Below are 22,478 nucleotides of genomic sequence, written 5' to 3' on the forward strand. Positions count from 1 at the left end.
GCTTCCAGAAGAACCCTCCCCGCGGTCAACCCATGGTCCCAGTTCGGACGCTGCTGCGTAGAAGCCCGTCATTCCCCCTTGAACAGTGGCTTGGCCGCTGTCTGCAGACGCGGAATGTCGCTGAAGCGATAGTGTTCGCCAGAAACGTCGACAAGGTATCGCCATGTGCCCTGGACAGGAAATGCCTCGTTGGAAAACGGCGTGCGATAAGCCTTGACAGCGCCGCTGGATGTTGCAGGCAGTTCCATCAAACTCACCTTGCCCAACTGAGCGCCAGAATACGAGCGCAGGATGAAACGTCCGTCCGGGCTGATGCGTTCGTACGTTCCCAACGCTGCTACGCCGTGCGTGTCGCGGCCAACGATGTGGGCGTCCAGCGGCAGATAGGTCAAGGGCGGAATGCATGCCGGCCCTGCGGCGTGAGCCATCGCCATGGCGGCGCCGACGCCCAGCGCCAGCACACCCGCATGCCGGCCACCCCTGAACGCCCTGTTCAACGGCATGACACGGCCTCCAGTTCGGTGCCCCGCGCTTGCAGCAGACCATGCCATGCAGCGTCCGGCATGACGCCGAGGATCGGCCACGGGTGCGCGCGCCCACAACGGACAACGATGGTGGCGGGAGAGTGATTCAGCACTTGACAAGCCCGCCCGGTATCCGGGTCGAGCGCGGGAGCTTCGGTCAACTCCATTGCGCCGGCAGCAGCGACAGCCTGCAGCCACTCATCCTGAGCAACCCGGGGATCGCGAAAGACAACGACGTGGAATCCAGCCTCGCGGGCCACCCCAGCCATCCGGCGCCATTCCTGCAGCGCGTAAGGCATGCGGGGTGACAGCACCATCTGCGCGACAGGCTGCGTCCCAGGCTCCATGCGTGAGAGCCCTGCTCGAAAGTCACAAGGCGCCTCAAGAGCCCCGGCGACGACGTGATCACCTTGCGAACCGGCATTCACCGCCGGAGCAAGGCCAAAAAGGGCACCAGAGATCAGGACGATGGCCCCAACGCCACGGCACTTCATCGCGCAGACAATTTCATCGGTCCAATGAAAAAGCCCCGGGAGCTGACGCTCCCAAGGCTCTTTGAGTAATGTCCGAAAAGGATCGGATTACTTCGTGGCGCGCGTGCCCACCACTTCCACTTCCACGCGACGGTTCTTCGCGCGGCCTTCGGCGGTACGGTTGTCAGCCACAGGCTGCTTTTCGCCCTTGCCTTCGGTGTAGATGCGGTTGCGCTCGATGCCCTTGGACACCAGGTAGGCCTTCACGGCTTCGGCACGGCGGACCGACAGGCGCTGGTTGTAGGCGTCAGAGCCGACCGAGTCGGTGTGACCCACAGCAATGATGACTTCCAGGTTGATGCCTTGGATCTTGCTGACCAGATCGTCCAGCTTGGCGCGGCCTTCGGGCTTCAGCACCGACTTGTCGAAGTCGAAGAAGGCGTCGGCAGCGTAGGTCACCTTCTGGGCGGCCAAAGGAGCAGGTGCGGGAGCAGGTGCCGGAGCAGCTGCGGCAGGAGCCGGAGCGGCGGCAGGAGCGGGAGCGGCGGCCTTCGGTGCTTCCAGAGCGCCATCGCAGCCAGGAGCAGCGGTAGCGGGCGTCCAGAAGGCATCGCGCCAGCACAGTTCGTTGGTGCCGTTCTTCCAGATCAGGTTGCCGTGGCCGCTGCGCCAGTTGTCGGAGTTGATCGTCGAGCCAGCTGCGAAGGCGGAACCAGCCACGGTTGCAACAGCGAACATGATCGCTACTTTGTTCAGTTTCTTCATGGTTCTCCTCATGGGGAAAAAGCCGCAGCCGGGCTGCGATAAATCGGACGCTTCAAGTGACCACCACCAAAAACGTTGGATTGATTGTGCCACACGTCTTTGTGCATTCTTAACAGAACCGCGGCGCGCCCCGTCAGACAAGCGCTCAATTCAAGCCGAATGTTGCTGTGATACGACACCGCAAAGCGCCTAGAATCAGCGACTTTCGCCCGCTCGGGCGGGACTCTCTATATAGATATGACTTCATTCGCCAAAGAAACGCTCCCGATCAGTCTGGAAGAGGAGATGCGGCGAAGCTACCTGGATTACGCCATGAGCGTGATCGTGGGACGCGCACTTCCCGACGCACGTGACGGCCTGAAGCCGGTGCACCGCCGCGTGCTGTTCTCCATGCACGAGGCCAACAATGTCTGGAACCGTCCTTACGTGAAGTGCGCCCGGGTGGTCGGTGACGTGCTCGGCCGCTTTCACCCGCACGGCGACTCTGCCACTTATGAAGCACTGGTGCGCATGGCCCAGGACTTCTCCATGCGGTACCCACTGATCGACGGCCAAGGCAACTTCGGCTCGGTCGACGGCGACAGCGCCGCCGCTTACCGCTATACGGAATGCCGGCTGGAGAAGATCGCCGGCGAGATCCTCGCCGATATCGACAAGCAGACCGTCGACATGGTGCCCAACTACGACGGCAAGGAGCTGGAGCCCACCGTCCTGCCGACGCGCGTGCCCAACCTGCTGGTCAACGGCTCGGGCGGCATCGCGGTGGGTATGGCCACGAACATCCCGCCGCACAACCTCAACGAAGTGGTGGATGCCTGCCTGCATCTGCTGCGCCAGCCCGAAGCCAGCATCGACGAGCTGATGGAGATCGTGCCGGCGCCAGACTTCCCCACCGGGGGCATCATCTATGGCATCCAGGGCGTCAAGGACGGCTACCGCACCGGCCGTGGCCGTGTGGTGATGCGCGCCAAGGTGCACTTCGAGGACATCGACAAGGGTCAGCGCCAAGCCATCATCGTTGACGAACTCCCTACCAGGTCAACAAGAAGACGCTGCAGGAGCGCATGGCCGAGCTGGTGCACGAGAAGAAGCTCGAAGGCATCAGCCACATCCAGGATGAGTCCGACAAGTCGGGCATGCGCCTGGTGATCGAGCTCAAGCGCGGCGAAGTGCCCGAGGTGGTGCTGAACAACCTGTACAAGCAGACGCAGCTGCAGGACACCTTCGGCGTCAACATGGTGGCGCTGATCGACGGTCAGCCCAAGCTGTGCAACCTGAAGGAACTGCTGCAGGTCTTCATCCAGCACCGCCGCGAAGTGGTGACGCGGCGCACGGTGTACGACCTGCGCAAGGCCCGCGAGCGGGGCCACGTGCTGGAAGGCCTGGCGGTGGCGCTGGCCAACATCGACGAGTTCATCCGCATCATCCGCGAATCGCCCACCCGCCGGTGGCCAAGGCCGAGCTGATGGCGCGCAGCTGGGACAGCGCTTTGGTGCGCGAGATGCTGACGCGCACACGCGAGGACGGCGTCACCATTAGCGCCGACGACTACCGCCCGGATGACCTCGACCGTGCCTACGGTTTGCAGGCGGATGGCCTGTATCGCCTGTCGGACACGCAGGCGCAGGAAATCCTGCAGATGCGTCTGCAGCGCCTGACGGGGCTGGAGCAAGACAAGATCGTTGCCGAATACAAGGAAGTGATGTCCGAGATCGAGGATCTGCTCGACATCCTGGCCAAGCCGGCGCGCGTATCGACCATCATCAGCGAGGAGTTGACCGCGCTGAAGACCGAGTTCGGCCAGACCAAGGAAGGTGCGCGCCGCTCCACCATCGAGCACAACGCGCAGGACTTGGCCACCGAAGACCTGATCACGCCGACCGACATGGTGGTGACGCTGAGCCATACCGGCTACATCAAGGCGCAGCCCCTGAGCGAGTACCGCGCCCAGAAGCGCGGCGGCCGCGGCAAGCAGGCCACGGCGACCAAGGAAGACGACTGGATCGACCAGCTCTTCATCGCCAACACGCACGACTACATCCTGGGCTTTTCCAACCGCGGGCGGCTGTACTGGCTCAAGGTGTGGGAAGTCCCCTCGGGCTCGCGCGGCTCGCGCGGGCGCCCCATCGTCAACATGTTCCCGCTGGCCGAGGGCGAAAAGATCAACGTCGTGCTGCCGCTCACTGGTGAAGCACGCAGCTTCCCGGAGAACCGCTACGTCTTCATGGCGACGTCGATGGGCACCGTCAAGAAGACCGCGCTGCCCGAGTTCAGCAACCCGCGCAAGGCCGGCATCATCGCCGTCGACCTGGACGAAGGCGATTACCTGATCGGCGCCGCACTGACGGACGGCGAGCACGACGTGATGCTGTTCTCCGATGGCGGCAAAGCCGTGCGCTTCGACGAGAACGACGTGCGCCCCATGGGCCGCAACGCGCGCGGCGTGCGCGGCATGCAGCTGGAAGAGGGCCAGAGCGTCATCGCCATGCTGGTGGCCGACGCCGAGGCAGCCGAACCCGGCACGGAACCAAACGCCCGCAACAGCGTTCTGACCGCCACCGAGAACGGTTACGGAAAGCGCACCAACATTACCGAATACACACGCCACGGCCGTGGCACCAAAGGCATGATCGCCATCCAGCAGAGCGAGCGCAACGGCAAGGTCGTCGCCGCGACCCTCGTCGGCGTTGAGGATGAGATCATGCTGATCACCGACAAGGGCGTGCTGGTGCGCACCCGCGTGGCCGAGATTCGCGAGATGGGGCGCGCCACGCAGGGCGTCACCCTCATCGCCCTCGACGACGGCGCTCAGCTGAGCGGCCTGCAGCGCATCGTCGAGAACGATGCGCAGGAAGCCGCAACCGATGAACCCCAGGATCCCCCAATGGAGTAAACCTTGAAAGTCACTTATCTTCGCCTTCCTGCTGCTATCGTATTGGCAGCTGCTTGCGCACTATCCATGCCGGCTACAGCCCAAAATGATGGCAAACGTGCCTTGGCCACCAAGCTGGCGCAAATCCAGCTGAAGGCCGACAGTGCAGCGCTGGCCGAGCAGTTGACCGCCACCGCGGTGCAGCCGGTGCTGGCCAACTGGTCGCAACGCCTGGACGAAACCGTGCCGCCGGCCAAGCAGAAAGAAGTACGCGACAAGCTGGATGTCGAGTTGAAGAAGTTCGCGGACAGCACGCACAAGACCGTGGAAGCCCAGGTCGGCAAGGCTGGCGAAGCCGCGCTGGTGCCGATCTTCATGGAGAAGCTCACCGAAGACGAACTGAAGACCATCATCGCCTACCTCGAATCGCCGGTCAGCACCAAGTTTCAGGCACTGGGCCCAGAAGCCACCAACGCCTGGGCCAAGCGCGTGATCGACGCCACCCGCAGTTCAGTTGAAGCTGGTGCCAAGAACTTCGACACGGCAGCGAACCGCATCGTCAGTGCCAGTACGGGCTCTTCCAACGGCGGCAAGAAGTAAGAAACCGGCTCACCCCATGCTGCGCCGGCAACCTGCCGGCGCATTGTCGTTTTCCGGAGCATTCTGATCCCATGAGTTCGCCACCTCCCATCCAGTCCGAAGCACTGGCCAGGCTTCGGGTGCAGATCGACAGCCTGGACGCCCAGTTGCTGTCGCTGCTGAATCAGCGCGCCCGAGTGGCCGAAGAGGTGGGCGACCTCAAGCGCGAAGAAGGCACGCCTTTTTCCGCCCCGATCGCGTGGCGCAGGTCATCGAGAAGATACAGGCCGCCAACCCAGGGCCGCTGCTGAACCAGCACGTGGCCGCCATCTGGCGCGAGATCATGTCCGCCTGCCTGGCACTGGAAGTGCCGCAGCGCGTGGCGGTGCTTGGTCCGCAAGGCACGTTCTGCGAGCAGGCTGCCATCGAATTCTTCGGCAGCGCCGCCAACCTGATCTACTGCAACAGCTTCGACGAGGTGTTCCACGCCACGGCCGCCGGCACTTCGCAATTCGGCGTGGTGGGCATGGAGAACTCCACCGAGGGCGTGGTGGCGCGCTCGTTCGACCTGTTCCTGCATTCACCCGTGCACACCGTGGGCGAGGTCAGCCTGCTCGTGCGCCACAACCTGCTGCGGCAGGTCAATTCGCTCGAAGGCATCGAGGTCGTGCTGGCCCATCCCCAGGCCCTGATGCAGTGCCAGGGCTGGCTGTCAGAGCATCTGCCGAAGGCCGAGCGCCGCGCGGTGTCCAGCAACGCCGAAGGCGCTCGCCTGGCGTCCACCAACCCGGCCTGGGCCGGCCTGGCCAGCGAGCGAGCCGCATCGCGGTTCGGGCTGCACATCGTCGCCCATGCCATCCAGGACGAGGCCTACAACCGCACGCGCTTCGCCGTGATCTGCCTGCCGCAGACCCTGGCGATGCCCGCCGCCACTGCACGCGACTGCACCAGCATCGTGGTGTCGGTGCCCAACAAGCCCGGCTCGGTGCACGACATGCTGACTCCGTTGAAAAAGCACGGAGTCTCGATGACGCGCCTGGAGTCGCGCCCGGCCAAGTCCGGCAAATGGGAATACTATTTCTACATCGACCTGCAGGGGCACCCGAGCCAGCCCAACGTGGCGGCAGCACTGGCCGAACTTCAGGCCTACTGCGCGTTCTACAAGATGCTGGGCGCCTACCCTCTCGGACAAGATGTTTGAACAACTCGGACTGATCGGCTGCGGCCTGATGGGCGGCTCGTTCGCCCTGGCGCTCAAGCGCGCCGGCCTGGTGCGCCGGGTCGTCGGCTACAGCAAGTCGCCCTCCACCACCGCGCGGGCCTTGCAACTGGGCGTGATCGATGTCGAGGCGCCGTCTGCCCTGCTCGCCGTCTCTGGTGCCGATCTGGTGCTGCTGGCCGTGCCCGTGGCCGCCACCGAAACCACGCTGAAAGCCATCCGCCACCTCGTCAGTCCCGACATGCTGATCATGGACGTCGGCTCCAGCAAGCGCGATGTGGTCGACGCCGCGCGCCGCGTGCTCAAGCATGACGTCGGCGTGTTCGTGCCCTGCCACCCGATCACCGGCCGCGAAGTGTCGGGCGTCGAGAATGCCGACGCCGGTCTGTACGCCGGCAGGCAGGTCATCCTCACGCCGATCGAGCGCACCCTGACCACCAAGCTCGACCAGGCCGTCGCCCTGTGGCGCGCGCTCGGCTGCGAGGTGGTCACGATGTCGCCCGAGGCACACGACGCCGCCTTCGCCGCGGTCAGCCACCTGCCGCACCTGCTGGCGTTCGCGCTCATGAACAGCATCACCGGCCAGCCCGAAGGCAAGGACTACCTCTCGATGGCGGGTCCGGGGTTCCGCGACTTCAGCCGCATTGCTGCGGCTGATCCGCAGATGTGGCGCGACGTGCTGATCGCCAACCGCGAGGAGCTGGCGCGCCAGACCGAGCAATTCCAGCTCGCCCTGGCTGAATTCCAGCACTTGATCGTCAATGGCCAGGCCGACGAACTGGAGCGCCTGATCAACCGCGCCAGCCACGCACGGGCCAACTGGCGCGTGTCACCCGGCGCACGTTGACGCCGCTTCACCCCGTGTTCGATACCGAATTTCTCGACATACCGGCGCTGCGCTCTGTCTCCGGTACGGTGCGCCTGCCCGGCTCCAAGAGCATCTCCAACCGCGTGCTGCTGCTGGCGGCGCTGTGCGAAGGTCGGACCACCGTCCACGATCTGCTCGACTCCGACGATACGCGCGTGATGCTGCAGGCCTTGCGGCAGCTGGGTTGCAGTGTGACGGTCGAGGGCGCAACCGCCGTCATCAATGGCTTGGGCAGTCGCCCGCGCCAGCCGCAGGCCGACTTGTTCCTGGGCAACGCCGGCACGGCCATGCGACCTCTGACGGCCGCACTGGCGGTGCTGGGTGGCGACTACACGCTCAGCGGGATTCCACGCATGCACGAGCGGCCCATCGGCGACCTGGTCAATGCGCTGCGGGCCGTGGGCTGCCGCGTCGACTACCTCGGCCAGGAAGGCTACCCGCCGCTGCGCATCGGCCAGCCCCAGTTGCGGCTCGGCCAGCCGATCCCCGTGCGCGGCGACGTGTCCAGCCAGTTCCTCACAGCGCTGCTGATGGCCCTGCCGCTGGCTGCGCAGACGCAGGATGTCGTCGTTGACGTCGTGGGCGAGCTGATCTCCAAGCCCTACATCGACATCACGCTGCAGCTGCTGGCGCGCTTCGGCGTGCAGGTGCGGCGCGAGAACTGGGCACGCTTCGTCATCCCCGCAGGCAGCCGCTACCAGTCGCCCGGCCAAATCCATGTCGAAGCCGACGCTTCTTCAGCTAGTTATTTCATAGCTGCTGGCGCTTTATCGGCGCCGCCTGAAGGCCAGAAAGGCTTGAAAATAGAGGGCGTGGGCGAAACCTCCATCCAGGGCGACATCCGCTTCGTCGAAGCCGCACGGATGATGGGCGCCGAGATTCAAAGCGGTCCCAATTGGCTTCACGTGCGGCGCGGCCAGTGGCCGTTGAAGGCCATCGACTTGATTGCAACCACATCCCCGACGCGGCGATGACGCTGGCGGTGATGGCACTCTATGCCGACGGTCCGACCACGCTGCGCAACATCGCCAGCTGGCGCGTGAAGGAAACCGACCGCATCGCCGCCATGGCCACCGAGCTGCGCAAGCTGGGTGCGGAGGTCGAGGAAGGCGCCGACTTCATCCGCGTGATGCCATTGCCCGACGCTGGCGCCTGGCGCGCGGCGTCGATCCACACCTACGACGACCACCGCATGGCCATGTGCGGCTCGCTGGCAGCCTTCAATCCCGCCGGCCTGCCGGTGCGCATCGAAGACCCCAAGTGCGTCGCCAAGACCTTCCCGGATTACCTCGAAACACTGTTCGCCATCGCACAGCCAGCAGGTGCCGTGCCCGTCATCTGCATCGACGGCCCCACGGCCTCCGGCAAGGGCACGCTGGCCAGCGAAGTGGCGCGCCGGCTGGGCTATCACTACCTCGACTCCGGTTCGCTGTACCGGCTCACCGGCTTGGCCGCTCGCCGCGCGCAGCTGGAACCCGATCCGTGCAACGAGGCAGCAATCAGCGCCCTGGCCCAGTCCCTGCCGGTGCGCTTTGTGGCCGATCGCATCCTGCTCGGCGACGAGGACGTCAGCGACGCCATTCGCACCGAAGCTGCAGGCATGGATGCATCATGCGTTTCCGCCTTGCCTAGCGTGCGCCAGTCGCTCCTGAATTTGCAGCACGGCTTTGCCTGCCTGCCCGGCCTGGTGGCCGATGGGCGCGACATGGGCACCACCATCTTTCCGCAGGCGGCGCTCAAGGTCTATCTCACTGCCGGTGCTGCGCAGCGCGCCGAAAGGCGCCATAAGCAATTGATTTCCAAGGGAATTCCTGCTAATATCAACAGTCTTCGCGCCGACTTGGAAGCGCGCGATGCGCGGGATCAGTCCCGCACCGCATCGCCTCTCAAGCCCGCGCAAGACGCCCTGCTGCTGGACAACTCGCAGCTGACGGTCGAGGAATCGGTCGATCAGGTGCTCCGCTGGTGGCAGGAGAGGCAGCCGTTTCGCACCTCCTGAAGGTGTGGCTGCCCACCCGGTCAAGACACGTTGCTGCGCCTTGACCGGCCACCCGCCCCATTGGCTTCCCTCCGCGCGTTCAAGCGCACTGAGTCCATGGGTTGTTCAACCTGACCGCGGTCCTGCCGCAAACCACGTCCCCGCCACCAGCCTTTAGAAACGATTGCACCGTGCCGTCGTGAACCTGTGTGTGCGGACAAGGAACCTTTCATGTCTGAATCTTTTGCCCAGTTGTTCGAGGAATCCCTGCAGCGCACCGAAATGCGCCCGGGTGAAGTCATCACCGCCGAAGTCGTGCGCGTCGAGCACAGCTTCGTCGTCGTGAATGCCGGCCTCAAGTCCGAGGCCTACATCCCGATCGAGGAATTCAAGAACGACCAAGGCGAGGTCGAGGTCGAGCCCGGCGCCTTCGTGCCGGTGGCCATCGGCTCCATCGAAAACGGCTACGGTGACACCATCCTGAGCCGCGACACCGCCAAGCGCCTGGCCTCTTGGCTGGCGCTGGAACAAGCCCTCGAATCGGGCGACTTCGTCACCGGCACCACCGCCGGCAAGGTCAAGGGTGGCCTGACGGTGCTGGTCAACGGCATCCGCGCCTTCCTGCCCGGCTCGCTGGTCGACACCCGCCCCACCAAGGACCTGACGCCCTACGAGAACAAGACGCTCGAGTTCAAGGTCATCAAGCTCGACCGCAAGCGCAACAACGTGGTGCTGAGCCGCCGCGCCGTGGTCGAGGCCAGCATGGGCGAAGAGCGCGCCAAGCTGATGGAGACGCTGAAGGAAGGCGCCATCGTCAACGGTGTGGTCAAGAACATCACCGAATACGGCGCGTTCGTCGACCTGGGTGGCATCGACGGCCTGCTGCACATCACCGACATGGCCTGGCGCCGTGTGCGCCACCCCAGCGAGGTGGTGCAGGCTGGCCAGGAAATCACCGCCAAGATCCTCAAGTTCGACACCGAGAAGAACCGCGTGTCGCTGGGCCTCAAGCAGATGGGCGACGACCCGTGGCTGGGCGTGAGCCGCCGCTACCCGCAGGGCACGCGCATGTTCGGCAAGGTCACCAACATCGCCGACTACGGCGCCTTCGTCGAACTGGAGCCCGGCATCGAAGGCCTGGTGCACGTGTCCGAGATGGACTGGACCAACAAGAACGTGGCCCCGAGCAAGATCGTGTCGCTGGGCGACGAGGTCGAGGTCATGGTGCTCGAGATCGACGAGGACAAGCGCCGCATCTCCCTGGGCATGAAGCAGTGCCGCGCCAACCCGTGGCAGGAATTCGCGCAGAACACCAAGCGCGGCGACCGCGTCAAGGGCCCGATCAAGTCGATCACCGACTTCGGAGTGTTCGTCGGCCTGGCCGCCGGCATCGACGGCCTGGTGCATCTGTCCGATCTGTCGTGGAACGAGCCCGGCGAAGCCGCCGTCCGCAATTACAAGAAGGGCCAGGAAGTCGAGGCCATCGTGCTGGCCGTCGACGTCGACCGCGAGCGCATCAGTCTGGGCATCAAGCAGCTCGACCAGGACCCGTTCACCACCTTCGTGACGGTGAACGACAAGGGCCAGACGGTGACCGGCAAGGTCAAGAGCGTCGATGCCCGCGGCGCCGAGATCGACCTGGGCCAGGACGTGGTGGGCTACCTGCGCGCCTCCGAAATCAGCCGTGACCGCGTGGAAGACGCGAGCCAGGTGCTGAAGGTGGGCGACGAAGTGACTGCCGTGGTGGTCAACGTCGACCGCAAGACGCGCAACATCCAGTTGTCCGTCAAGGCCAAGGACGCTGCCGACCAGCAGGAAGCCATGTCCAGCCTGAGCCAGAGCAGCGGCACGGCCGGCACCACCAGCCTTGGCGCATTGCTGCGTGCCAAGCTGGACAGCAGCGAGAAGTAAGAAGGAAAGCACGGCCAGGCACCACCTTGGCCGTGCCTTCGGGAACATGACCCGCTCCGACCTGGTCGAACTGCTGGCCGAACGCTTCGGTCAGCTCACGCAACGCGACGCCGACGCGGCCGTCAAGACGATTCTTGACGCCATGAGCGATGCGCTGGTGCGTGGGCATCGGATCGAGATCCGCGGCTTCGGCAGCTTTTCCATCAACCGCCGGCCACCACGCCTGGGCCGGAATCCCCGCACTGGCGAGAGCGTGCACATCCCCGAAAGGCGGGTGCCGCACTTCAAGCCAGGCAAAGCCTTGCGTGAAGCCGTCGGCGCGCAACCCGTCGAAAGCGACGAGCGAGCGCCAGACTCCTGAGTGCCCGCCGCTAGAATCTTCTTCGACGCTGAAGAAGACACATGAACAAGCTCACCAGGCTGCTGACGTGGATACTGAAGGCAGCCGTTTTTTTGCCCTGTTCGCCTTTGCGCTGAACAACCAGCAAGACGCCACCGTCCATCTTCTGTTCGGTCACCAGTGGCGTGCGCCCATGATGTTGATCGTGCTGGCCGCGTTTGCGCTGGGCCTGGTGGTGGGCGTGCTCGGCATGCTGCCGGGCTGGTGGTCGCGCCGCAAACCTGCGCCCAGGCCAGCACCACACTCTGACCTCGCCCCGCTCGGCGACGAGCGGACGGACCCGCCGCATGGAGTTTGACCTCAGCTGGATCCTGCTGGGCCTGCCGATCGTGTTCGCGCTCGGCTGGATCGCATCGCGCCTGGATCTGCGCCAACTCCGCATCGAAAATCGCCAGGCGCCCAAAGCCTACTTCAAGGGCCTCAATTACCTGCTGAACGAGCAGCAGGATCAGGCCATCGACGCCTTCATCGAAGCGGTTCAGAGAGATCCTGACACGTCGGAACTGCACTTCGCGCTGGGCAACCTGTTTCGCCGCCGCGGCGAATACGAGCGCGCTGTCCGGGTTCACGAGCACCTGCTGTCCCGTGCCGATCTGAGCCAGGCCGACCGCGATCGGGCGCAGCACGCCCTGGCGCAGGATTTTCTGAAAGCCGGCCTGCTCGACCGGGCCGAAGCCGCACTGCACAAGCTGGACGGCACACATTACCAGGAGCAAGCCTGGCTGACCTTGCTGTCGCTGCACGAGCGCTCACGCGACTGGGTGCAGGCACGAGACATTGCCCAGCGCTTGCAGCAGGCGCATCAGGGCGACTTCACCGCCCGCCTGGCACATTACCAATGCGAGTTGGCCGCCCATGCCTGGGACAAGAAGAAGGATGCCGACACCGCCCGCACGTTGCTGGAGCAGGCCATCCAGGCAGCCCCTCACGCCGCCCGACCCCGCATCCAGATGGCTGGCCTGCTGGCCATGCAGGATGATCTGCGGGGCGCGTTCGAGCATCTGCTTGACCTTGAACCGCATGCGCCGCAAGCCCTCCCGCTGGTCGCGAGCGAGTTGGTGCGCATCGGCCAGGCCATTGGCGAACTGCCGCAGGCCACCGAGTTGCTCCAGCGACGCTATGCCGCAGCACCATCCGTCGACGTGGTGGATGCCATCGTCCAGGCGCAGATGATCGCGGGAGCGCCCCTGAAGGACGCGCGTGAGGGCTATGTCCGCCACATGTCGCAGGAACCCTCGCTGATCGCCGCTGCCCGCTGGCTCAGCCACGAGCCGTTTGCCCAGGAAGGGGCGCATCCTGTGGTTCAACGCTCCCTGGAGCATGCGGCCCGCCCGCTGGCCCGTTATCGCTGTGCCGCCTGCGGCTTCGAGGCCCAGGGCTATTTCTGGCAGTGCCCAGGCTGCCAGGCTTGGGAGAGCTTTCCCCCAAACGCATCGAAGAGTTGTAGCCGCGGCGCCACAAGCTCTACCCTGTACAGGGGATGCCCTGCAGAGCGCGGGCTTCCAGGCCGGGCGCGTCATGGCAAGATCATTGGCCGGCATGTGCCGGCTCTTCATCGTTACATCGGAGGAAACCCATGTTGAAAAAGCTTTTGGCGGCATTGACCATGTTCTACGCGGCCGTTTCGTTTGCCGCTGTCGATGTGAATACGGCCACGGCGGCCGATCTGGACAGCGTCAAGGGCATTGGCCCCGCCATGTCCACGCGGATCATCGATGAGCGCAAGAAAAGCAAATTCAAGGATTGGAATGACTTCATCGCCCGCGTGAAAGGCGTGGGCGAAAAAGTGCCAGCCGCTTCTCCGACAACGGACTGACCGTCAACGGCGCTGGCTATGCCGGTGCCCCCACCAAGCCGGCAGCCCAGAAGCCTGCGGCACCCGCAGCCGCCGCCACGGCCAAGCCTGCTGCGGCAGCGGCCAAGTAGCCGGACCGGCCTCGGCACAGGCCGCTCCCGGACATGAAAAAGCCGCGCGTTGCGCGGCTTTTTCGTGCCCATCGGGGTTGACGTCACGTCCCCAGGTTCACCAACCAGAGCGCCAGCACCGGGAACAGCACCAGCAGCACGATCCGGGTCAGGTCGGAGACCAGGAAGGGCAGCACACCGCGGGCGATCTCCATCAGTGGCACGGTCCGCGAGAGCTTCTGGATGATGAACAGGTTCATGCCCATCGGCGGCGTGATCAGGCCGATCTCGACCACCATCAAGGCCAGAATGCCGAACCAGATCGACTTGTCGGCCTGACTCAGGCCCCAGAAATCCAGGCCCATGATGATGGGATAGAAGATCGGGATCGTCAGCAGGATCATCGCCAGCGAGTCCATCACGCAGCCCAGCACCAGGTAGATGACCAGGATGGCGACCAGCACCATCATGGGCGGCATGCCGCTGTCCTTGACCCAGTTGGCCAGTTCCACCGGCATCTGCGTCAGTGCCAGGCCGGAGTTGAGCAGGTCGGCACCCACCAGCACCAGGAAGATCATGGCGGTGGCGTGGGCGGTGCCGATCAGGCTCTCGCGCAGGCCCTTCCAGCGCATGCCGTTGACGATGGCCAGCACCGCACAGGCGGCAGCGCCAATGGAGGCCGCCTCGGTCGGGTTGGCCCAGCCGCCGTAGATGCCGTAGATCACCACAATGAATACCAGGATCACGGGAATCACCGCCACCAAGGCAGCCAGACGCTCGCTCCAGCTCGACTTCTCGCCGGCCGGGCCGGCGCTGGGATTGAGCGCCACCACGATGCGGATGACCAGCATGTAGCCCAGCGTGGCAATGATGCCGGGGATGACGGCGGCCACGAACAGCTTGCCGATCGACTCCTGCACCAGCACGGCGTAGATCACCAGCGGCACCGAGGGCGGGATCAGGATGCCGAGCGTGCCGGCCGCAGCCAGTGTGGACGTGGCCAGCTTGCCCGAGTAGCCGTGCGCGCGCAGCTCGGGCAGCGCCACCTGCGCCATGGTGGCGGCGGTGGCCAGCGACGAGCCGCAGATGGCACCAAAACCCGCGCAGGCACCCGCTGCCGCCATGCCCAGCCCGCCCTTCAGGTGACCCAGGAAAGCCGCAGCGCAGCGGAACAGCGCCTTCGACAGCCCGCCGTGCGTGGCGAACTGGCCCATCAGCATGAACAGCGGCACCACCGCCAGATCGTAGTTCGACAGGCGCGCGTAGGCCGTGGTGTTGAGGGTGAACAGCAGCGCCGACGGGTCGCCCCCGTTCATGGCCAGGAAGGCCGCCGCGCCGCCCAGGAACATGCCGACACCCACGTGCACGCGGATCGCCAGCAGAAACAGCAGGATCGCGAAGATCCACAGACCGACCGTCATGCCGCTCATGCCGCACCTCCCGTAGCCGTGCGCAGCGACATGCCCAGGCGCGCCAGCGCCGCCACGGTCAGCAGCAGAAAGCTCGGCACCAGCATCGACACCGGCCACCACAGCGGCACCAGCAGCAGGGCAGATACTTCCATCGTCTCCTTGGCCGACACGGCGTACAGCGCGGTGCGCCAGGTCAGCATGGCGCCCATCAAGGCCAGCAGGCCGTGGCCCAGCACATCGAGCCAGGCACGCGCACGGGCGCTCAGGCCGTTGGTGAAGGCATCCACCTTGATGTGGTGGTCATACACCTCGCACAGCGGCAGGAAGGCCGCAGCCCCGATGGCCGAGCCCATCTGCAGCAGTTCCATGTCGCCCTGAATCGGCGCGGAGAACAGCTTGCGGCCGACGATGGAGATGATCGACATGACCACGATGGCGCAAAACAGCAGGCCGCCGAACAGCGCCCACCACGTGGCGATGCGGTCGAGCCAGCGCCCTGCGGCGCTGGTGAACGGACTCGGTTCTCCGGTAGCGCCCGGCGCAAGTTCAGCCACGCTGCCTCCTCGATGTGTTCTTGAATGATGAAAAGCCTGCCAGGAACGCAGCGCGTGTCCGTGGCAGGCCGGGCGTTCATGGGCGCGTTATAAGCCCATCCATCCTCACTTCGGCATGTATTTCGCGCCGATGGCGTGGGCCTCGGCAGCCAGCTTCTTGCCGTCCAGGCCGCGCGCGGTGGCCTGCTTGATCCAGTCGGCCTCGACGCTGGCGGTCTGCTTCTTCATCGCCGCCAGGTCTTCGTTCTTGATCGTCAGCACCTTGTTGCCGCGGGCAGCCAGCGACTTGCGGGCGTCGTTGTTGCCGTCGTCCCAGACCTTGCCCAGCCACTCGGCCGCGACCAGGCCGCTGTTCTTCTCCACCACGGCCTTCAGGTCGGCCGGCAGGCTGTCGAACTTGCGCTGGTTCATCAGCAGCGCCATCGGCGTCTGCGTGAAGCCGGGCTGGTTCGCCTGGCCTTCCATGTGGAACTTCACCACCTCGTCGATCTTGGTGGCCGGCAGCACCTCCCACGGCGCCATGGCGCCGTCGATCACGCCCTTGGACACACCCTCGGTCACCTGCGCCACCGGCATGTTGACGGGCGTGCCGCCCAGCGCCGTGAGGAACAGCGCGGCAAAGCGCGAGGGCTGCGCAGCTTCACGCCCTTGAAGTCGGCGGCGGTCAGGATCGGCTTGCTGGCGGTGGACAGCACCACGTTGGAGGCGCTCCAGATCGTCAGGACCTTGAAGTCCTTGTAGTCGTCGCGTGCGTGCTTCTCATAGAACTCCCACATGGCGCGGCTGCCGCCCATGCCATCAGGCGGCATGGTGAAGGGCAGTTCCAGCGCCTCGGTACGCGGGAAGCGGCCGGTGGAATAGCTGGGCGAGGTCCACACGATGTCGGACACCCCGTTCTTGACCTGATCGGCCAGCTGCGCGGGCGTGCCGCCCAGTTGCAGCGCCGGGTAGATCTGGCACTTGAGCTTGTCGGCCGAGTCCTTGGCGATCTTCTCGCACCAGGGCTCCAGGAAGTTCTTCTGGAAGTTCGAGCCCGGCGGCAGGAAGTGCGAGACTTTCAGCACCGTCTGTGCGTGGGCGCCCGTCAGCGCGCCCAGACCGAGCAACAGGGTGGCGGCGGCACGGGCCACCAGACGCTTGGATGTCATAGGAACAGTCTCCTGCAATAAAAGAAGCCAGCTGGGAATTCAGCTGGGCAGTCTAACGGTGCGGATCGCCCCTGCGTTTACGGGCCATCCCTAAACGCCGCATTTTATAAGTGTGCTAATAGTTGCGGGCGCAACCTGCATTATATTGCCTATTCCGTGCCAAGGTGCAAGCGATTTCTCCATTGCAGGCGCCAATGCGGGCTTGGCCTGGCGACGCTGTCACGCAGGCAGGTCACAATGGGCGCATGAGAATCCTGCACACCATGCTGCGCGTGGGCAACCTCCAGCGCGCCATCGACTTCTACACCCAGGTGCTCGGCATGCAACTGCTGCGCACGTCGGAAAACCCCGAATACAAGTATTCGCTGGCCTTTCTGGGCTTCGACGGCGGCAACCCCGGCCAGGCCGAGATCGAGCTGACCTACAACTGGGGCACCGAGCAGTACGACATGGGCACGGCCTATGGCCACATCGCCATCGGCGTGCCCGATGCCTATGCCGCCTGCGCCAAGATCAAGGCCGCCGGCGGCAAGGTCACGCGCGAGGCCGGCCCCGTCAAGGGCGGCACCACCGTCATCGCCTTCGTCACCGATCCGGACGGCTACAAGATCGAACTGATCCAGCGCGCGACCGACGGCGCCGGCGAAGGCCTGCGGTCATGATCGACCAACCTGGTTACTCACTTATTTATAGCTGCTGGCGCTTTATGTACGGCGCCTCAGACCATTTTTGACTTGAACAAGACCACCCCTCGAACCCCCATGACCTCCGCGACCAGCGCCGAGATCGAGCTCAAGCTCGCCATGCCCGGCGCGGATCCCAAGGCCATCGGCGAGCAGCTCGCCGCCCTGCCCTTGCTGGCCGCCCTGCCCGTCACCCAGCAGAAGCTGCGCAACATCTACTTCGACACCCCGGCCCAGCACCTGCGCCAGGCCCGCGCGGTGCTGCGCCTGCGCAGCCAGCGCCAGGACGGCGGCAAGGTGCACTGGCTGCAGGCCCTGAAGACCGAAGACAGCAGTGCCGGCGGCCTGAGTCAGCGCGGCGAGTGGGAAGCCACGGTGCGCGAGGGTAAGCTCGACCCCGTCGTGCTGCAGGGCACGCCCTGGCCCACGCTGGACGCAGACGGCACGCTGCTGCCGCAACTCGCGCCCTGCTTTGAGACCGACGCCACGCGCACGCTGCGCCTGTTCACCGGCGACGACGGCAGCCGCATCGAGGTGGTGCTGGACGTCGGCGCCATCCGCGCCGGCGACGAGCGTGCCGAGCTGTGCGAGCTGGAGCTGGAGCTGCTGAAAGGCGCGCCCGACGCCCTGTTCGCGCTGGCCGACCACATCGCCAGCCACCTGCCGGTGCTGCCCGACCCGGTGAGCAAGGCCGAGCGCGCCTGGCGCCTGGTCGACGGCACCACCCGCGCGCCGCGCCGCGCGCGCAAGCTGGAGCTGGCCGAGAACACCCCCGTGCTGCTGGCCGCGCAGACCGTGCTGGGCGAAATGCTGGGCCAGTTCATCGAGAACCTGAGCGGCATCGTGCGCGCCGACGGCCCCGAGCTGGTGCACCAGGCGCGCGTGGGCTGGCGGCGCTGGCGCAGCGCGCTGTGGCTGTTCAAGCCGCTGCTGGCCGACGCCCACCCGGCGCCCGACAGCGCCGGCCTGCGCCCGCTGCTCAATGCCCTGGGCGCCATGCGCGACCTGGACGTGGCGGCGCTGGAAAGCCTGCCGCAATGGGCCGACGCCTACATCGGCGGCACCGACGAAGCAGCCCGCGAGCGCGCGCAGGAATGGCAGACCATGGAAGCGGCCGTCACCGCCGAGCGCCGTATCCGCCGCGCCGGCCTGCTGGCCGCGCTGGGCGCCACCGGCACCGGCCAGGCGCTGCTGGGGCTGGAGCGCTGGCTGCACGCGCTGCCGCAGGCCGCATGGACGCCCGAGCTGGCCGAGCGCAGCATCGGCGACTGGGCCGCCAGCCGCACCAAGCGCCTGCACGCGCGCCTGGCCGCCGAGATCGAGGAAATGGAAGCCGCCGACCTCGACACCGAAGAAGGCATCGAGCACCAGCACAACGTGCGCCTGCTGGCCAAGCGCACGCGCTACGTGCTGGAGGCGCTGCGCACCGTGCTGCCCAAAGAGCGTACGCGCCGCTGGCAGGAGCAGGCGACCGAGCTGCAGACCAGCATCGGCGCCGCGCGCGACCTGATGCTGCTGGCCACGCTGCTGGAGCCGCTGGGCATCGACCGCGGCATCCTGGGCTTTCTGCGCGGCGTGGCGGCGGGGCGCATGGCGGAAGCCTGAACGCCGGTCCGTGCGACGCGGACAGCTCTGTCACGGACAGCGCCTTCCCCACCACGGCACAGCCCCAAAACAGGGAGTATGCATCGCCAGCGCCCATTCTACGGGCGCTATCGGCATGCATATAGGGAGTATCTGAAAATCCGGGGTGTGCGCCGCCTGCCGCCGCAACCCACGAAAAAGCCCGGCCAGGCCGGGCTTGATGCGCGCGTTTGCAGCAGCCGCTTACTGCAGGCTCACCTCGACGCGGCGCGCCTCGGCGTTGCTGCCGGTGGCGGTGGTCACCTCGGGCTTCTTCAGGTCCAGCTTGTCGTCGCCGATGCCCAGCGCCTTCAGCGCATCGCGCACGGCCAAGGCGCGCTGCTTGGCCAGCTCCTCGTTCTGTGCCGGATCGCCCGTGGTGTCGTGGTAGCCGCTGATCACGGCCGTCTGGCCGGCGGCCACGCCCTTCACCACGTCGCCCAGCGCATCGGCCGCGCCCGGCGCCAGGTCGGCGCTGCCGCTGGCAAAGTAGAACTTCACCACGCCGTTCTCGACCCGGATGCTGGGGCCATCGGCCGCGGCGGTGGTCATGTCGGCGGTGCTGGCCGGTGCTGCGCCGCCTGCGGCGGCCACGCCCGTCGCCGTGCCGGCGGCACCGTCAGCAGACGCCGTGCCCACCGCACCCGGCGCGGCACCACCGGCCACGCCCGTGCTGGCGCCCGCCACGGCCGTGGTGGGGCCGCACCCTTGCCGGTGCGATACAGCCCAAACCCGATGGCCAAGCTGATGGCGAGCAGGACCACGCCGATCAGCACGGTCCACACCACGCCCTGGTTGTCATCGTTCTGTGTACTCATGAGTTCTCCAAAGAAATTGGGGCGATTGTATAAAGTCCCGCCATGCAGCCCACTGACGCCGCCTATGCCCCCTACGAACATCTGCGCCCGCCCGGCCGCGACCCGCAGCGCATGCTGGCGCAGGCGCGCGCCGAATGGCACCGCCGGGCCGGCCCGCAACGCGACCTGTGGGTGTTCGGCTACGCCTCGCTGATCTGGCGGACCGATTTCGACTTCACCGAACGCCACGCCAGCCGCATCCACGGCTGGCACCGCGCGCTGGCCATGTGGAGCCGCGTCAACCGCGGCACGCCCGAGCTGCCCGGCCTGGTGTTCGCCCTGCTGCCGGGCGGCAGCTGCCAGGGCATGGTGTACCGCGTGCCCGGGCAACAGGCCGAGGCCGTGTTCGACACCCTGTGGGCGCGCGAGATGCCCAGCGGCGTGTACGACGCGCGCTGGCTGCCCTGCGCCACGCCGCACGGTCCCGTGCCGGCGCTGGCCTTCACGCTGTCGCGCCGCAGCCCGTCCTTCACCGGCGAGCTGGCGCCCGAGCAGTACCGCCACATCTTCCGCCACGCCAGCGGCCGCTACGGCACCACGCTGGACTACGCGCGCCGCACGCTCGACACGCTGCGCGAACACGGCATCCACGACCGGCGGCTGCGCGCACTGCTGGCGCTGGCGGACGACCCCGAGGCCTGACGCAAGCGGGGCCGCGCCCGCGCCCGCTGCCTATACTTCGGCGCATGAGTGACATCGCCCACCTGCGCAAGAGCTACGAGCGCGCCGAACTGTCCGAAGACGCCAGCCATGCCGACCCGATGGCGCAATTCGCCCAGTGGTTCGACGAGGCGCTGAAAAGCGAGCTGCCCGAGCCCAACGCCATGACCCTGGCCACCGTGGGCAGCGACCTGCGCCCCAGCACCCGCGTGGTGCTGATCAAGGAATACGACGCGCGCGGCATCGTCTGGTACACCAACTACCAGGGCCGCAAGGGGCTGGAGCTGGCCGGCAACCCGTATGCGGCGCTGCAGCTCCACTGGGTCGAGCTGGAGCGCGTGGTGCGCATCGAGGGCCTGGTCGAGAAGGTGAGCGAGGCCGAGAGCGACGCCTACTACGCCAGCCGCCCGCTCGACCACCGCCTGGGCGCCTGGGCCAGCCCGCAAAGCCAGGTGATCCCCGGCCGCGCCTGGCTGGTGGCTGAGGCGGCCAAGGTCGGCGCCAAGTTTCTGCTGCACCCGCCGCGCCCGCCGCACTGGGGCGGCTACCGCCTGAAGCCTGATCGGTGGGAGTTCTGGCAGGGGCGCAAGAGCCGGTTGCATGACCGGCTGCGCTACCGGCTGGAAGGCGGCGGCTGGGTGCGCGAGCGGCTGGCGCCTTGAAGCTTTTTCGGGCTCCAGCGCTTTACTGGCAAGCGCAGACAGCTATGATTTTCAAAGTGCCGGGCGTCTTCAGTAGCGCGCCGATCAACGCGACACGGTCACCGGCACCACGTCGCCATTGGCGCGCCTGGCATACACGTCCTGCCCCACCAGCCGGATGTCGTTGCAGGCCGAGGGGAAGACCTTGAACTCGAAGCAGACACGACCGCCCTCCTCGGCACGCCAGGTGCCGGTGTCCGAACGACCCGCGACGAAAACCTTCAGATTGTTCGAGTCGGCGGCGTAGTCCACCCGGATCGTGCCGCCGTTGGATAGGGGGCGTTGGTGGACTTGCCGCGCAGCAGCGTGGCCAGTTCGGCCGCCGAAGGCGCGCGGGCGCCGGCAGGAAGTCCTTGGCCGGCGGCGCGCTGGCGGCGCAGGCGGCGAGCAGCAGGGGTGACAGCAGAATCGATAGGCGGGTGGCGGTGTTCATGTGGGTCTCCAGCAATGAATGCAAGACAGGAGAGACGGACGCCCCAACCGGCGTCCGCCCCCGAGGGACCGTCAGAGTCCCAACTGGGTCTTCATGGCCGTCCAGGCCGCCTCGTTCAGGCGATGGGATGCCGCCTGACGCGAGACGAGGCCGGGCTTGGTCTCGTGGGCGCGGTACACCCACTGGGAATTCGGGTCGCCGGCAACCCAGCGGATCTCGCTGTACACCACGTGGTAGCGGATGGCTGGCGTCGGCGGCTGGCCGGTGAAGCGCAGCACGCGCTCGCCATTCACGTCGTCGATGCTGTAGGTGCCCGTGGTGGACGGCACGCAGTTGGACACCACGGTCTGCTCGGCATTGAGATCGCACTCGTAGTACTGCGCCGAGCCCTGGGTGGCGCTGGACGGCGCCATCGACACCCGCAGGTTCTTCAGCGCGCTGGTGGTCAGCGCCAGGTTCAGGGTGTTGGCCCCGGTGGGCGCAGCGGCGCCCGAGGTCGGGTAGTGGTTGATCAAAGCCTCCAGCGTGTTTCGACTCTGCGGCTGAGCGCGGTTCGCCAGGGCGTCGATCTGGATGGTCGACCCCAACACCACATTGGTGCGCAGCAGTTCCTCGGCACCCGCAGGGAACACGGTCGCGCCGAGCGCCCTTCAAGCCCACCGTCGGCATTCCGACGTTGATGGTGTTGGTGGGCAGGGTCTGCCAGCGGTCCACCAGATCGGCCATGGCCTGACCGGCCACACTGCTGGCGCGGGTGGAGCCCAGCGTTGTTTCGCCGTCGCAGTACACCGTGCGGCTCGGATTGCCGACCGTGGACCGGTGGACCACATCGCGCGTGCAGTAGGTCCAGCCGCTGGGCGTGAGAAAAGCGGTGCCGTAGAGCGCATTGTCCGGGCTGGGCTGACCGCCGCTC

At 66.2% G+C, this 22,478-nt stretch carries 18 protein-coding genes and 5 pseudogenes; 14 read left to right on the forward strand and 9 right to left on the reverse strand.

Translation table 11 applies throughout. The features are described from left to right. Nucleotides 1-68: 68 nt before the first annotated feature. From H0I39_RS04145 to ompA, 3 genes are all read right to left on the reverse strand, one after another. Complete coding sequence (locus H0I39_RS04145) at nucleotides 69-503, reverse strand: hypothetical protein (RefSeq protein WP_180549660.1); 435 nt, start codon at nucleotides 501-503, stop codon at nucleotides 69-71. Further along, nucleotides 494-823, reverse strand: coding sequence for a hypothetical protein (locus H0I39_RS04150; RefSeq protein WP_180549661.1), 330 nt, complete (start codon nucleotides 821-823; stop codon nucleotides 494-496). Before H0I39_RS04150 ends, H0I39_RS04145 begins: the two co-directional genes overlap by 10 nt. A gap of 282 nt (nucleotides 824-1,105) precedes the next feature. After that, nucleotides 1,106-1,762 carry an outer membrane protein OmpA gene (gene ompA, locus H0I39_RS04155; RefSeq protein ID WP_180551678.1) on the reverse strand — a complete coding sequence of 219 codons (657 nt, stop codon included), beginning with the start codon at nucleotides 1,760-1,762 and terminating at the stop codon, nucleotides 1,106-1,108. Nucleotides 1,763-1,999: 237 nt separating this feature from the next. Here ompA and gyrA point away from each other — a divergent pair. From gyrA to H0I39_RS04205, 10 genes and pseudogenes are all read left to right on the forward strand, one after another. Continuing rightward, nucleotides 2,000-4,655: pseudogene (gene gyrA / locus H0I39_RS04160) on the forward strand (DNA gyrase subunit A). Nucleotides 4,656-4,757: 102 nt separating this feature from the next. Next, nucleotides 4,758-5,234, forward strand: coding sequence for a DUF2059 domain-containing protein (locus H0I39_RS04165; protein WP_180549662.1), 477 nt, complete (start codon nucleotides 4,758-4,760; stop codon nucleotides 5,232-5,234). A 71-nt stretch (nucleotides 5,235-5,305) separates the two neighbouring features. After that, a pseudogene (gene pheA / locus H0I39_RS04170) lies at nucleotides 5,306-6,414 on the forward strand (prephenate dehydratase). Then, nucleotides 6,407-7,279 carry a prephenate dehydrogenase gene (locus tag H0I39_RS04175; RefSeq protein ID WP_180549663.1) on the forward strand — a complete coding sequence of 291 codons (873 nt, stop codon included), beginning with the start codon at nucleotides 6,407-6,409 and terminating at the stop codon, nucleotides 7,277-7,279. Before pheA ends, H0I39_RS04175 begins: the two are co-directional and overlap by 8 nt. Nucleotides 7,280-7,293: 14 nt before the next feature. Next, nucleotides 7,294-9,299 (forward strand): annotated as a pseudogene (locus H0I39_RS04180) (bifunctional 3-phosphoshikimate 1-carboxyvinyltransferase/cytidylate kinase). Nucleotides 9,300-9,509: 210 nt separating this feature from the next. Further along, the gene (gene rpsA / locus H0I39_RS04185; protein ID WP_180549664.1) at nucleotides 9,510-11,189 is read left to right on the forward strand and encodes a 30S ribosomal protein S1; all 1,680 of its coding nucleotides are present in this window, start codon (nucleotides 9,510-9,512) and stop codon (nucleotides 11,187-11,189) included. 46 nt (nucleotides 11,190-11,235) lie between these two features. Further along, nucleotides 11,236-11,550, forward strand: coding sequence for an integration host factor subunit beta (locus H0I39_RS04190; protein ID WP_180549665.1), 315 nt, complete (start codon nucleotides 11,236-11,238; stop codon nucleotides 11,548-11,550). A 67-nt stretch (nucleotides 11,551-11,617) separates the two neighbouring features. Further along, a complete protein-coding gene (locus H0I39_RS04195) occupies nucleotides 11,618-11,887 on the forward strand; it encodes a LapA family protein (protein ID WP_373368253.1) in 270 nt (89 codons plus the stop codon). After that, nucleotides 11,877-13,036 (forward strand): annotated as a pseudogene (gene lapB, locus H0I39_RS04200) (lipopolysaccharide assembly protein LapB). Before H0I39_RS04195 ends, lapB begins: the two are co-directional and overlap by 11 nt. A gap of 129 nt (nucleotides 13,037-13,165) precedes the next feature. Next, nucleotides 13,166-13,405 carry a ComEA family DNA-binding protein gene (locus H0I39_RS04205; RefSeq protein WP_307776772.1) on the forward strand — a complete coding sequence of 80 codons (240 nt, stop codon included), beginning with the start codon at nucleotides 13,166-13,168 and terminating at the stop codon, nucleotides 13,403-13,405. A 193-nt stretch (nucleotides 13,406-13,598) separates the two neighbouring features. Here H0I39_RS04205 and H0I39_RS04210 read toward each other — a convergent pair whose 3' ends face one another. The 3 genes and pseudogenes from H0I39_RS04210 to H0I39_RS23915 all read right to left on the reverse strand — a co-directional run bounded on the left by H0I39_RS04210 (nucleotide 13,599) and on the right by H0I39_RS23915 (nucleotide 16,608). Continuing rightward, nucleotides 13,599-14,924: a TRAP transporter large permease gene (locus H0I39_RS04210; protein ID WP_180549667.1), complete on the reverse strand. Its 1,326-nt coding sequence runs from the start codon at nucleotides 14,922-14,924 to the stop codon at nucleotides 13,599-13,601. Further along, complete coding sequence (locus tag H0I39_RS04215) at nucleotides 14,921-15,460, reverse strand: TRAP transporter small permease (protein WP_180549668.1); 540 nt, start codon at nucleotides 15,458-15,460, stop codon at nucleotides 14,921-14,923. The genes H0I39_RS04210 and H0I39_RS04215 overlap by 4 nt, the downstream gene beginning before the upstream one ends. A gap of 105 nt (nucleotides 15,461-15,565) precedes the next feature. Continuing rightward, a pseudogene (locus H0I39_RS23915) lies at nucleotides 15,566-16,608 on the reverse strand (TRAP transporter substrate-binding protein). 245 nt (nucleotides 16,609-16,853) lie between these two features. On the opposite strand from H0I39_RS23915, the gene gloA reads away from it, so the two are divergent. Further along, a complete protein-coding gene (gloA, locus tag H0I39_RS04225) occupies nucleotides 16,854-17,270 on the forward strand; it encodes a lactoylglutathione lyase (protein ID WP_257645614.1) in 417 nt (138 codons plus the stop codon). Nucleotides 17,271-17,369: 99 nt separating this feature from the next. Continuing rightward, nucleotides 17,370-18,896, forward strand: a complete 1,527-nt coding sequence (locus H0I39_RS04230) for a CYTH and CHAD domain-containing protein (protein WP_180549670.1) — start codon at nucleotides 17,370-17,372, stop codon at nucleotides 18,894-18,896. A gap of 222 nt (nucleotides 18,897-19,118) precedes the next feature. Here the strand turns inward: H0I39_RS04230 and H0I39_RS04235 are convergent, their stop codons facing one another. Beyond that, the gene (locus H0I39_RS04235) at nucleotides 19,119-19,601 is read right to left on the reverse strand and encodes an OmpA family protein (protein WP_308645765.1); all 483 of its coding nucleotides are present in this window, start codon (nucleotides 19,599-19,601) and stop codon (nucleotides 19,119-19,121) included. 173 nt (nucleotides 19,602-19,774) lie between these two features. Here H0I39_RS04235 and H0I39_RS04240 point away from each other — a divergent pair, with 173 nt between their 5' ends. Both H0I39_RS04240 and pdxH read left to right on the forward strand, forming a co-directional pair. Further along, nucleotides 19,775-20,413 carry a gamma-glutamylcyclotransferase gene (locus tag H0I39_RS04240; RefSeq protein ID WP_180549671.1) on the forward strand — a complete coding sequence of 213 codons (639 nt, stop codon included), beginning with the start codon at nucleotides 19,775-19,777 and terminating at the stop codon, nucleotides 20,411-20,413. Between the two features lie 44 nt (nucleotides 20,414-20,457). Next, on the forward strand, nucleotides 20,458-21,093 hold the full coding sequence (gene pdxH / locus H0I39_RS04245; protein WP_180549672.1) for a pyridoxamine 5'-phosphate oxidase: 636 nt from the start codon (nucleotides 20,458-20,460) through the stop codon (nucleotides 21,091-21,093). 84 nt (nucleotides 21,094-21,177) lie between these two features. On the opposite strand, the gene H0I39_RS04250 is transcribed toward pdxH, so the two are convergent. Then, the gene (locus tag H0I39_RS04250; protein WP_180549673.1) at nucleotides 21,178-21,384 is read right to left on the reverse strand and encodes a hypothetical protein; all 207 of its coding nucleotides are present in this window, start codon (nucleotides 21,382-21,384) and stop codon (nucleotides 21,178-21,180) included. Between the two features lie 252 nt (nucleotides 21,385-21,636). Next, nucleotides 21,637-22,197 carry a hypothetical protein gene (locus tag H0I39_RS04255; RefSeq protein ID WP_180549674.1) on the reverse strand — a complete coding sequence of 187 codons (561 nt, stop codon included), beginning with the start codon at nucleotides 22,195-22,197 and terminating at the stop codon, nucleotides 21,637-21,639. Nucleotides 22,198-22,478: the final 281 nt, after the last annotated feature.

The sequence above is a fragment of the Ottowia beijingensis genome, assembly GCF_013423955.1.
Taxonomy (GTDB): domain Bacteria; phylum Pseudomonadota; class Gammaproteobacteria; order Burkholderiales; family Burkholderiaceae_C; genus Ottowia; species Ottowia beijingensis.